The organism is Pedobacter cryoconitis, assembly GCF_014200595.1.
Taxonomy (GTDB): domain Bacteria; phylum Bacteroidota; class Bacteroidia; order Sphingobacteriales; family Sphingobacteriaceae; genus Pedobacter; species Pedobacter cryoconitis_C.
The window spans coordinates 3,100,246-3,112,880 of the sequence record NZ_JACHCG010000001.1 but is presented as its reverse complement, the minus strand read 5'-3'; the positions used below and the strand labels follow the sequence as shown (position 1 = coordinate 3,112,880).

The 12,635-nt window shown below is 42.3% G+C and carries 6 protein-coding genes; 5 read left to right on the top strand and 1 reads right to left on the bottom strand.

The features are described 5' to 3' along the window. Position 1: 1 nt before the first annotated feature. From HDE70_RS13245 to HDE70_RS13225, 5 genes are all read left to right on the top strand, one after another. A complete protein-coding gene (locus HDE70_RS13245) occupies positions 2-3,955 on the top strand; it encodes an FtsW/RodA/SpoVE family cell cycle protein (RefSeq protein ID WP_183890626.1) in 3,954 nt (1,317 codons plus the stop codon). Between the two features lie 11 nt (positions 3,956-3,966). Next, the gene (locus tag HDE70_RS13240; RefSeq protein ID WP_183890624.1) at positions 3,967-4,749 is read left to right on the top strand and encodes an FHA domain-containing protein; all 783 of its coding nucleotides are present in this window, start codon (positions 3,967-3,969) and stop codon (positions 4,747-4,749) included. A gap of 102 nt (positions 4,750-4,851) precedes the next feature. Beyond that, entirely contained in the window at positions 4,852-7,176 is a 2,325-nt protein-coding gene (locus HDE70_RS13235; RefSeq protein ID WP_183866527.1) for a TonB-dependent receptor, read from the top strand. Position 7,177: 1 nt separating this feature from the next. Further along, positions 7,178-7,990, top strand: coding sequence for a DUF4249 domain-containing protein (locus HDE70_RS13230; RefSeq protein WP_183866528.1), 813 nt, complete (start codon positions 7,178-7,180; stop codon positions 7,988-7,990). A 55-nt stretch (positions 7,991-8,045) separates the two neighbouring features. Next, the gene (locus HDE70_RS13225) at positions 8,046-8,726 is read left to right on the top strand and encodes a hypothetical protein (protein WP_183866529.1); all 681 of its coding nucleotides are present in this window, start codon (positions 8,046-8,048) and stop codon (positions 8,724-8,726) included. 379 nt (positions 8,727-9,105) lie between these two features. On the opposite strand, the gene HDE70_RS13220 is transcribed toward HDE70_RS13225, so the two are convergent. Further along, complete coding sequence (locus tag HDE70_RS13220) at positions 9,106-12,492, bottom strand: DEAD/DEAH box helicase (protein WP_183890622.1); 3,387 nt, start codon at positions 12,490-12,492, stop codon at positions 9,106-9,108. Between the last annotated feature and the right edge of the window lie 143 nt (positions 12,493-12,635).

Genomic DNA, 12,635 nt, shown 5'->3' with positions numbered 1-12,635 from the left:
TATGGATAAGAGAGATACTGAAGTTAAAGGCAGAGGGCAGGAACGCTTATTCTTAGGGTTGATTGCTATTTTGCTTGTCGTGCTGTTCGTCAGGTTATTTGGCGTATTACAGGGACGGATAAAGGATGTTGACCAGCGCCTGAAAGATGGAACGGTCGTGAATTTGAATGCACCTGAGCCTGCTAAAGCTGTTAAAGGATTATTGACAAAGGGTTACTATCTGGAAGATCCGCTTGATGTAGAGGTTATTAGTAATTCTATTGCTGCACAAGAAGCAAAAGGCTTGTCTTTTACCAATGTCGGTGAGCTGAATAAGCGAAAGTTTAATGTGCTGGCTGATGACGCTGACCGTAATGGCGGATCTGCTTTTAAGAAAAGGGTAGCTGTGTCGAGGTCATTGCTTGGATTTACCGGGGATGATGAAGCTCGTTTTGCACAGGAAAAAAATAATGCGCCTGCAATGCCTGCTGTTAAAGCTTTAGGCATGGGCAATGGGGTGCTTAAGGGCAGGGTTGAACATAAAGGGGATGCAGTAGCCGGGGTTCTGGTACGGTTATCCACTGTTCTGCCTGCGGATAGTATAGAGGCAAAATCATTTAAGGCCTATGCACGTACTGATGCATCAGGTCAGTATTCCTTTACGCAATTGCCCGAAGGAAAGGCTTATGAAGTGGTTCCTTTAAAGCCGGGTTCTGAGTTTGGACAGGTTAAGGGAGTACAAGAGCTCAATGGTTCTAAACAGCTTAATTTTAGTGAAACGCCGCATATGGTCAGATTGCTTTCTTCGCGGGAGTTTACCCTGCTGAAAAATGACGGGGCTTTAATTGTACGTACACCTGATCAGTTTAAAGTTGGATACTGGTGTGTTGCGTGTGGTTTTTTACTGGCTTTTGTAGTGATACATTTGTTATTATCTTTTAAGTTTCCAGAGGCTGATCAACTGATTTTGCCACTGTTAATGTTATTGACCGGGCTGTCTTTTCTGACTTTACTGAGTTTGCAGGATCCGGTAAGAGACCGTTTTCTTGCAGTTGACTCTTTGTGGTTCTTGTATTTTGGAGTTGCTGGTTTAGGTGTTTTATTGTTCTTAGATATCAAACGCTTTACGGCTGATGCTAATTTATACCGTTTACTGGTTTTTAAGGATCGTTCTGCTGCTAATGGATGGCCATGGATTGCATTGGCAATGGTACTTTTGGCGGGTACTTTATTATTTGGCGGCGGGCCTGAGGGAAGTGGTGTAAAAGTGAATTTGCTGGGGGTACAGCCAAGTGAAGTGGTTAAATATCTGGTGGTTTTGTTTTTGGCGGGTTTCTTTGCGCAGAATGAACAATTTATTGCCACGTATTCTAGCTGGAAAAAACGCTGGTCATTTTTCTCTTTTGCATTGGCGGCGATCTTATTTACGCTGTTCTTGTTTTTATTGTTAGGTGATCTGGGCCCGGCAATCGTAATCTGTTTTACTTTTATCCTGCTTTTCTCTTTTTCAAGGGGAGACTTTATGGAGATGGCTGCCTTTGTACTATTGTATGTTCTGGTAGCCTGGTTTTTAAAGAATGTATGGCTTGATGCTTTAATTACTTTCGCTGTATTAGTTTTATATCATGCGTTGAAACGCAAGTCTATGAGCGAGTCGGCAGTGATGGCATTGATTGTGATCACAGCATTTTTAACGATTGATAAAATTCCTTACCTGGATAAAATTGTTCCGGGGCCGGTAGCCAGGCTGTCTGACAGGAAAGCGATCTGGCAGGATGCATGGAACAATGAAGTTTATGGGGGCGATCAGGTAGCAAATGGCCTATGGGGCATTGCTACTGGTGGAATTACCGGACAGGGTACGGGAGAGGGTTTTGCAAAAACTATTCCTGAAGCACATACAGATATGATTCTCCCTGCAATTGGGGAAGAGTTTGGATGGACGGGAATTACCTGTGTTTTCATCTTATTTTTAATCTATTTGCATCGTTCGATTATTATTGGAAGGCGAACGGGAACTCCATTCTTGTTTTACATTTGCGCGGGAACCGGCATCTGTACTTTCATCCAGTTTTTACTGATTGCCGGCGGATCGATTGGTGCATTGCCTTTATCGGGGGTATCGCTTCCTTTTGAGAGTTATGGCGGATCTTCTCTGGTGATTAACCTGGTGGCTGCCGGATTTTTATTGTCGGCCTCTTCGGTGAGAGGAACTGCTGTACAGATGAAATATTTAACGGGACAGCAGGACAAAAACCTGGTTCCTGCATTAATTGCTGCATGTGCGGCTATCTTATTATTAGTGATTAATGTTTCGCGTTATAGTTTTAATACACCTGCATGGGTGGTTAAGCCAGCTTTAGTCGCTGATAAAAGCGGAAGCCGGATGTTCAGCTATAATCCCCGGATAGGGATATTAATGAAAAAACTGGAAGCGGGAACTATATATGACCGCTCGGGGTTGATTTTAGCAACGAGTGATCCTGAGTTGGTTAAAAAGCAAATGCAGGAGTTGCGTGAAGCTGGTGCAGTTGATTATAAACTGGATTCTGCCAGGCATAAACGAGTAACGCGTTATTATCCTTTTGAGGAGCAAATGTTCTTTTGGACGGGAGATGCGAATACTGGTGTGTTTAGTGGTGGGATCAACGGATATTTTGCTGAATATGAGCATGCGGCAGAGTTAAGAGGTTTTAAAATGCCTTTGACAAGTTATACGATGATGGCTTCCCGTTATAAGGAGGATCGCTTTTTGCCAAGGGGACCGAAAGAAATGACGGTACTTAAAAAGGATTATTCAGCATTGACTTCTTTGTTGGTTTCTGGTTTGGACAGTACAGAAATCCAGACTTTTAAAAAGCGGAACAGGGAAGTCAGGTTAAGTGTGGATGCAAGTTTACAGACGCACTTACAAGCACGCTTGGCGAATGATCCTAAATTGAGTAAAAACAGGGTTTCTGTAGTGGTTATGTCTTCTAATACGGGAGATGTTCTGGCCTCGGCCGCCTATCCTCTGCCTCCGGTTAAAAACTGGGAGCAATTGACAATGAGTCTTTCGGATCAGAATAAACTGGATTCCTGGACAACTACGGCAGATCCGGGGTTCGCTATTGCCACTCAGCCTGGCTCTACAGCCAAGTTATTGACCGCTATGGCTGGGTTTAATAAATTAGGTTTGGCTGCTGCGCAGCAAACTTACCTGGTCAAAGCAAATGAAAGAATCCGTACGCGTGGTGCTGAGCCTGATGAAACAGGTGTGATTGATATGGAGCAGGCTATTGTGAAATCAAATAATGTTTATTTTATCAAGTTAGCGAATCAGCAGCATTTGCAGGAACAAATGGGAGAGCTGTATTTGAAAACTGGTATGTTTTTACATGGGGTTGGTGGTTATTATTATGGCCGCAAGTCTGTCAACGAGGAACAGGAACAGCACTGGCTTGATTTATGGCGCAAAACTGAATTCAGCAGTGCTTATAATCCGAATAATATTTACCGGAACCGGGCAACGGGTATTTCAGGTATGGCCTGGGGCCAGGGAGAGTTAATCTCCACACCTGCCGCTATGGCGCGTTTAGGTTCAGCTATTGCAAATGGAGGGGTTTTAGTGCCTAACCGTTATGTATTGAAATTGGCGGATTCGACTATTAAAGCGAAAGATGGTGTGGTATTGGCTAAGAATCCTGAGGCTGCGGCTTTGTTAAAACAATATATGATTGAACAGAGCGCACGCAAGGCAGGGGTATTTGGAATTGCTGTAGCGGGTAAAACGGGTACGCCTGAGCGGGTTATTAAAAAGAGAAAAGTCAATGATGGCTGGTATGTGTTTTTTGCGCCTAAAGCAGCGGAACCGGGGTATACGGTGGTGTGTATCCGGGTTGAAGCAACCAGGGGTTCTTCGGAGGCTGTAAGGGTTGCTGCGGAAAATGTAATTCCCTTGCTGGTGAGTAAGGGGTATATGAAAAGTATAAATTAATTGAGTTAAGGATGTTTGATTTTTTCAAGAAGAATAAGGGCGATGCACCTTTAGATGCCAAGGGTTTAAGGGATGAGATTTTGCAGTTTATTAAAGAAGAGTTGCAGCAACTGGATGGTGGAGAGGGAAAGTATTTAAAAGCGCTGGAGCTTTTTGTAAGGGTGAGAGCGGAAGAGTTGTTCAACTATGAGACTGCTTTATATAGTGCTGCACCGGAAAAGTTTCAGGAAGAAGTACAGCGTATTGCTGATAATTTTGCTTTGGATCTTCCTGAAGGGTGGAAGTTAGTCGTACATTATGTAACTGAGTTTCCAGAAGGTGTGATTCAGCGTGCACAGCTTAAGGTGGGGTTAATACTGAAAAGTTCTGGTTCGCCTGTTATGGTTAGCGAAACTAGCTTAACTGCAAGTTTAAAGGTGATCACCGGTCGGGCTGAACAGGGAATTTATGTGATTGAGGCTGGAAAGGGACGGATTAATATTGGCAGGGAAAGCAGTGTACAGGGAAGCGATGGGAGTTTAAGGTTGAATACAATCGCTTTTCCGGCAGAAGCTCAGGAAAGTAATAAATATATCAGCAGGCGGCATGCACATCTGGAATGGGACGAGCAGCAGGCTTGTTTTAAGTTATATGCTGATGAAGGTGGAGTGCCTCCGGGAAATAAAACTAAGATAAGAACAGCGAAAGATGAAACTACACATAAGTTAAATTCAACGCAAGTTGGATATATTTTGAAAACAGGGGATCAGATCATTCTGGCTGATGTTGCGGTGCTCGAGTTCACAACGGTTTAAGGGCTTATTTAACAGTTAAGAAATATTTATTTGCGGATTTAACAAATTCTGCGTGCAATTTTATTTAGTTTAGCGCATATTTCCAGAAACCGTTTAAATTAAATGACTATAAAAGCACTGTACCTTATACCTTTGCTGATTTTTCTAACTACTTTTAAGATCAGCGCGCAAACGAAACATACCATTAGCGGTTATGTGAAAGACGCCCAGACGGGTGAACAATTAATTGGCACGACAATCAGAGTGGAGGGAGTCTCTAATGTCTCCACAACTTCCAATGAATATGGGTTTTTCTCCCTGACCACGCAAAGCGGGCTTTATAAATTACTGATTGGTTCTGTGGGTTATATCATTGATACCAGAACAATCAATCTGGATAAAAATATACAGCTTAAAATTTCTTTGGTTCCTCAGGATAACAATCTTTCTGAGGTGGTGATCTCAGCAGCGCCCAAGGATGAGCGTGTGAAGTCTGCAAAAATGGGGGTTGAAAAACTGAGCATGAAAGAGATTGACAGGGTTCCTGTTCTTTTTGGAGAACGGGATCTGATCAAAGTGGTACAGCTTTTACCGGGTGTAAAGTCGGCGGGAGAGGGAAACAGTGGCTTCTTCGTTAGGGGTGGTGCTGCGGATCAGAACCTGATTTTACTGGATGAGGCTATCGTTTATAATCCTTCGCATTTACTGGGTTTCTTTTCTACGTTCAATTCGGATGCGATTAAGGATGTGACCTTGTATAAGGGAAATACGCCTGCACAGTATGGTGGACGTTTGTCTTCGGTGATGGACGTGAAGATGAATGAGGGGAATAACCAGAAGTTGAGTGTGAATGGTGGAATTGGGATCATTGCTTCGAGGTTAACGGTTGAAGGGCCTATTGTAAAGAATAAGGGTTCTTTTTTAATCAGTGCCAGACGTACTTATGTGGATGCTTTTTTAAAAGCGAGCAGTGACACGGTAATCAAAAAGAGTGCTTTGTACTTTTATGATTTAAATTTGAAGGCTAATTACCAGTTTGGGGAACATGATAAGGTTTTCTTATCTGGCTATCTTGGACAGGATAAGTTAGGTCTTGGTGGGTTATTCGGCCTGGATTGGGGAAATAAAACGGCTACTTTAAGGTGGAATCATCAGTTCAGTCCTAAGTTATTCTCTAATACCTCATTAATTTATAGTGATTACCGTTATAATATTGATTTGACAAATTCTTCTTCGTTTAATGGAAGGATCACTTCTCAGATCAAGGATTGGAATTTAAAAGAGGAATTCAGTTTCTATCCGAATACGAATAATACGTGGAAGTTTGGGGTGAATTCTATTTATCATACGATTAAACCAGGTGAGTATAGTGGCGATTTTACTTTGCAGAGCCAGGCTTATACGCATAGTTGGGAAAATGCGGCTTATGTAAGTAATGAGTGGAAGGCTTCTGATCGTTTGAAAGTTGAATATGGGGTACGCGTGAGTGCTTTCTCTGTTTTAGGTGGTGATAATAATTTTTATACGCTGAATGATGCTGGTGCGATTGCGGATACGCTTCATTATGATAAGGGAAAAATTGTAAAGACTTACCTGAATTTAGAGCCGAGATTTTCTGCGGCTTATCAGCTGAATACAGTTTCTTCTTTGAAGGCTGCTTATGGTAGAAATACACAGTCTATTCACCAGTTGTCGAATTCTGCAACGAGCAGTCCAACAGATAAATGGGTAGCTACCAATAATATCATCAAACCGGAGACTTCTGACCAGGTTTCGCTGGGTTATTTTCGTAATCTGAAGGATAACGTTTTTGAGTTCAGTGCGGAAACGTATTATAAGGTGATGAACAACCAGGTGGATTACAGGGATGGGGCAAACATCAGAAGTAATGATCCGATTGAGCCTCAGCTTTTATTTGGTAAGGGCAGGGCTTATGGGATTGAGTTGTTGTTACGTAAAAAAACAGGTCGTTTGACGGGCTGGATTGGTTATACTTTATCGCGTTCTGAAAAAATGATCGACGGGATTAATAATGGGGATTGGTATGCTGCCAGACAGGATAGAACGCATGATCTTTCAGTTGTTGGAATGTATGAGGTGAATAAGAAGTGGTCGCTTTCGGCAACTTTTGTTTATTATACGGGCAACGCGGTTTCTTTCCCGAGTGGTAAGTATTATTCGGATAACCAGGTGGTTTTCTTGTATACGCAGCGTAATGCTTACCGTATGCCTGCTTATCACCGGTTGGATCTGAGCGCGACGTGCAAATTAAAGGAGCGTAAGAATTTTTCTTCTGAGCTGGCTTTTGGGTTGTATAATGCTTATGGGCGTGAGAATGCTTATGCGATTACTTTCCGCGATAATCCTGATGATCGTTCCCGTACACAGGCTGTACAGACTTCTTTGTTCAGGTTCGTTCCTTCTTTTTCTTACAACTTTAAATTTTAAAATGATGAGACGCAATATTAGTGTTTTCTGTTTATTGATATTACCGTTTATTTTCAGTGCTTGTGAAAAAGTGATTGATGTAAAACTGGATGGTTCGGCCATTCAAATCGTAATTGAGGGTGAGGTTACTGCCAATGCGGGACCTTACCAGGTGAGTGTTTCGGAGACGAAAGATTTTAGTGGTGATAATAATTTTGTAGGCCGCAATGATGCAGTAGTTGAGATTAAGGATGTAACTGCCGGAATTACTGAAACGTTAACGAATAAGAGTGCTGGTGTTTATGCAACAGGTGCGTTGCAGGGGGTAGCGGGCCATACTTACCAGATGACTGTAAAGTTGAGTGGCAAGACTTATGTAGCGACTTCTACGATTCCTTTAAAGGCGGTTAAGGTGGATAAGCTTTATGCGAAGCATTTTGAGCTGGATAATGATAAGATTTTTATGGTGCCTGTGTTCACTGATCCGGTGGGCAAGGGAAATTATTACAGAATCAGACAGTGGGTAAATAGTGTTTTGGTAAAGGGTTCTTTTGTACGCAATGATGATGCAACCGATGGCAGGACTTTCGATAACGAGCTTTATTATGAGACGGATAAGAAGTTTGGTAATCCTTTGATTAATAATGGTGATTTAATGCGGGTGGAGTTGCAGTGTATTGATAAGGGGACTTATGATTATTACAGGACTTTAAATGCAACTATTGGTCAGGAAACGGATAATCCTGCGAATCCGCTGAGTAATATTTCTGGTGGTGCTTTGGGGGTGTTTAATGCTTGTCAGTCTACAAATATAAGTGCTATAGCTAAATTTTAATTGTAATTTTGCGGCTGGGCAGTTTGCCTGTTTTTGTTGTTATAATTTATTAAAAATGAATAAGTCTGAAGTTGAACAGGTGTTAATCACAGTGAAGTCGGGAACGGAAGAGGCACTGAACATAAAAATTTATAAGAGTGGAATCCTTGCCCGCAGGGGTTGTGGTGGTTTACCGGGGGTAAAGATTTCCGGAATGAGCTTTACCGGGGATTCTACGTATTTTGACAGGTTAATGAGCAGTGTTTCTCAGCAGGTGCTGGATGAAAATATAAATCATGAGGAGAAGATTGTAACGGGTTCGCTGGAGTATTTGGTAGCTTTTTACGGGGTGAGTGGTAATGGGGATGTGGGGGAGCGTGCGGAATGGACGAAGTCTACGGGGTTAAGGTTTTTTATGGATGAGGGAACGAGTTTCAGGCATAATTTACTGGGGTTCGTGGATGGGTTAGCTATTGAGGCTATGAAGTTGACGGATTCGTGGTATTTTGATATTATGATGTTAGGGTTGGACAAGATGAGGTCGTCTTCGCTTCCGGAACAGACGCTTGCGAGTGGGCCGAAGGGTGAGGAGGGGCTGAAGCAGGATTTTCAGAGTTATTTTGAACAGGTTAGTAAGAAGGGGTTGCCAGGTTTTGCAGAGGGAAAGGTTTATGTGAGTGAGGATGGGGGGGAGTATGGGTTGGCGTTTTCCAGTGAAGGGGAAAAGGGGTTGACTTACAAGTTTACTGCTGTGTAAAGGGTTCTGTAAAAGGGAAATATAAAAAACCATATATGTGTTTTCCGACTGGAATTCCCCGAACGGGAATTAGGTCTGGAAAACATATATATGGTTTTTTTATTTCTCTAAACTAGCGATTTGATTGTTACTGGTTTATTTGTTGGATTGTTACTGGTTTACTTGTTGGATTGTTACTGGTTTACTTGTTGGATTGTTACTGGTTTACTTGTTGGATTGTTATTGGTTTACTTGTTGGATTGTTATTGGTTTACTTGTTGGATTGTTATTGGTTTACTTGTTGGATTGTTACTGGTTTACTAGTTGGATTGTTATTAGGATTGCTTGTTGGAAAATCAGATGTTAGGTACCCTCTGGATAGCTTTCAGGATTACTGGGATTAGCTGAATAGTTCGATAAGGTCAGCTTTTGATAGTGACTTTAATAGGGTGGTATCGGTTTGTATGATGTCGTTAACGAGTTCCTTTTTTGTTTCCTGAAGTTTCATAATCTTTTCTTCAATGGTGTCTGGACAGATTAATCTGATAGCCACTACGTTTTTTTTCTGACCGATCCGGTAACAGCGGTCTATGGCCTGGTTTTCTACGGCTGGGTTCCACCAGGGGTCTACGAGGTATACGTAGTCTGCCTGGGTAAGGTTAAGGCCGGTTCCACCTGCTTTCAGACTAATGAGGAAAACACGTATGTTGTCATTCTGCTGGAAGTTTTCTACTTTCTTTTCTCTGTTTGTCGTTTTTCCGCTGAGGTATTCAAAAGGGATTTCCTTGTGTTCCAGTTCTTTTTTGATCAGGTCAAGCATCGTCACGAATTGTGAGAATACCAGGATTTTATGCTGGGGGGAGTGACTGTCTATTTCTTCCATCAGCGTCGTGATTTTAGAAGAGGTAGCACCGTGAAGGAGATTGTCTTTGAGCAGGGCAGGTGAGTTACAGATCTGTCTGAGCTGGGTTAAGCCTTTGAGGATATGTAGGGTGTGTTTTTCTGCGTGATCGTCTTTTTCGGATAGCAGGAATTTCTTGTACTCGTTTTTGCAGGCATCGTAGGCATTTTTTTGAGTGGTTCCCATTTCACAGTAGATCACCATCTCGGTTTTGTCCGGGAGTTCTGAGGCGACTTCTTTTTTTGTTCTGCGCAGGATAAAGGGACTCACTTTTTTCTTCAGGTTGGTAGCTGCACGGGTATCTTTGAATTTATCAATCGGGGAGGAGTAATGATCCCTGAAGTATTGTTTACTGCCGAGCAGTCCGGGACAGGCAAAGGACAATTGTCCGTAAAGGTCAAAGGTATTATTCTCGATCGGGGTACCGGTTATGGCAATCTTATTTCTGGATTGAAGTAAACGGACTGCGCTGTAACGCAAGGAATCGGGGTTTTTTATGGTCTGGGATTCATCCAGGAAGATGTAATTAAAGTAGTAGTTTTTTAGCCAGCTTATATCATAAAGAAGGGTGCCATAAGAGGTCAGAATGATTTCGTAATTGCTGAAGTCTTCGTAGTCTTTTATCCGGTCTGCACCGTAAATGGTATGTATTTTAAGGTCGGGGGCAAATTTCGCTATTTCTGCCTGCCAGTTAAAGATCAGGGTGGTGGGTACGACAATAAGGTTCGTGTTTTGGTGGCCTTTGTTGCGCTGGGATAGTATAAATGCAATGATCTGAATGGTTTTCCCCAAACCCATATCATCTGCCAGACAGCCGCCGAAGTTAAATTCATCGAGGAAGTTCAGCCAGTTCAGGCCCTCTTTCTGGTAGTCACGAAGGGTTGCATTCAGGGCAGCCGGAATTTCTACTTTTTTGATGTTCTTAAAGTCTGCAATCTTTGCTTTATAGGCGCTTAATTCCAGCTTTACTTCTGCCGACAATACCTCGTCTTCGTAAAGGTCTGTGATCTCAGTGAAGTTTACTTTCGGGGTACGGATGGATTCGTCTACGACCTCTCCGGCATTGAAGTATTTGGTCAGGCGGTCAATCCATTCCTGAGGGAGCAGGCCCATCGTGCCGTCACCGAGTTTTACAAATTTGCTTTTGTTCCTGATTGATCTGTGCAGGTGTTTGAGCGGTACTTTCTGGTTGCCGAACGCGACTTCGAATGCGGTGTCAAACCAGTTGAGGCCACTGTTAACGGCTATGGTTATTTTTGCCTTGTTAGGATTGACGTGGTTGCCTTTAAGTTGGTTGAAGCCCAGTATGGTGATGTTCTGCTGATGCCATTCTTCAAAGGCGGCAAGGAACCATCCTTCGTCGAGGAAACGTTTTTTATGCAGGTAAAAGCAATCTTTGTCGAGCTGCTCTTCAAAGTGGGGATGCTGACGGGTCATGGAAGAGATAAACTGAAGCTCTTCTTGTTCGTCACGGGTTACGGTAAATATATTGCCGGCATGGTCTGCGGCATGGATTTGCTTTCTGGACAGGACGGGAACCTCAATATTCCCATATTTCATCACGGGGGTAATTAAAACATAGTTTTCGGAGTCTGAGAGATAAATTATCTTTTCTGTGGACTGATCGAAGTGGGTTTCTTTTAATTGTTCGTGCGTGGCGGGTTTCAGGTAAGAGTAATTGATATGGATTTTGTTCTCCAGTTTGGAAAGTATATCTTCTTTGAATTCCGCATATTTTGATTCGTGGATCACCAGGTGATTGTTGTTCTGTCTAAAGAAGTCCACAACTCTCAGGAAATCCGGGTTATCGATGAGGTACAGGGTGCCGTTGTAAAAGATAAAGTAGCCGAATTTTATGTTAAGCAACTTAAGGTCGTAAGCTTTATTTTCTAAAATCAACTCACCTGAGATCGTATAGAAGCCATTGGTCAGGTTTACAGCCAGACGGATATCGAGTTGAAGGCTTTTGAGATTGACAGGAGTGATGGAACTGATAGTCAGGTTAGGGGAGATCTTAGGGTCGTGGTAAAAGACATCTAATTCAAGAGGGTTTTTCACGAGGGCTTTTAGTCCATTGATATCAGCCTCTGCCTGAGCAGTTTCATAATTCTGCTGGAATTTGGAGATTGCCGTATAGAATTTTAATTCTTCCGGATTCTCGGTAGCCCATATGTAATCCATTGCATTCAATTGCTTCAATGGATTTTTTATTTTACCGGTCGCTGTTAGTGTGCATTCCAGTAAGTCTGCCTGGAAATGGGAGTAATAGCGGTGCTGTTTTAAAACAAGAATCTTATTGGTGTCTTCTTCTATGGGGTTATGTTTTAAGAATGGAAGCCCGGGTTTTGGTAAGAGCAACTCTTTGAGGAGGTTATTATTCTCTTTTGTGATGGGAAGCAGATCTTTGATCACCGGAATAATCTCGAATTTCTTATTGGCGTATTCAAGGGTAAACAAATCATCAGGGCTTTCATTCTCCAGGCCATAGGCAATGGCGAATGTCCTTATTTTTTCATGTCTGAGCTGCTGGTCAAAAAAGACACGGAGTTCTGGTCGCTCTATCAGGTTAAAGAGTACCTGCATCTGGTGTTCACATAGTCTGTTTTTAATGGCAGGGCATCGGCAGGATAAAATTAAGTCGTTTTGATGAAGCCGGACATTGACTTGCGGGAACTTAATGGCACTGCTATTATTGAAAAAAGAGGCGTAACCTATAGAAATGTGCCGGGGTACGAGATTAAAATAACTTGGTGCTGTAGTATCGGCCTGTGCGGAACTATGTTTTAAGATAAAAACGGTATTGAAGAGAGTAGGCTTAAAATCAGTGATTATATAGGTGTCAGATGGGTTTTTAGCGGTTTCAAATAGGTTGGGGATGTCGGCCATAGTGTAGTTGATAAAGATAAGGCTTTCCGCTGAATGCTTAAAATATGAGAAAGAATAAAAATATTTAAAATAAATTCTACTATTTAAGTAGACATTATTATATTTGCTAGCAGAAAGAAAGATTTGTAAGGATTTACAAAGGA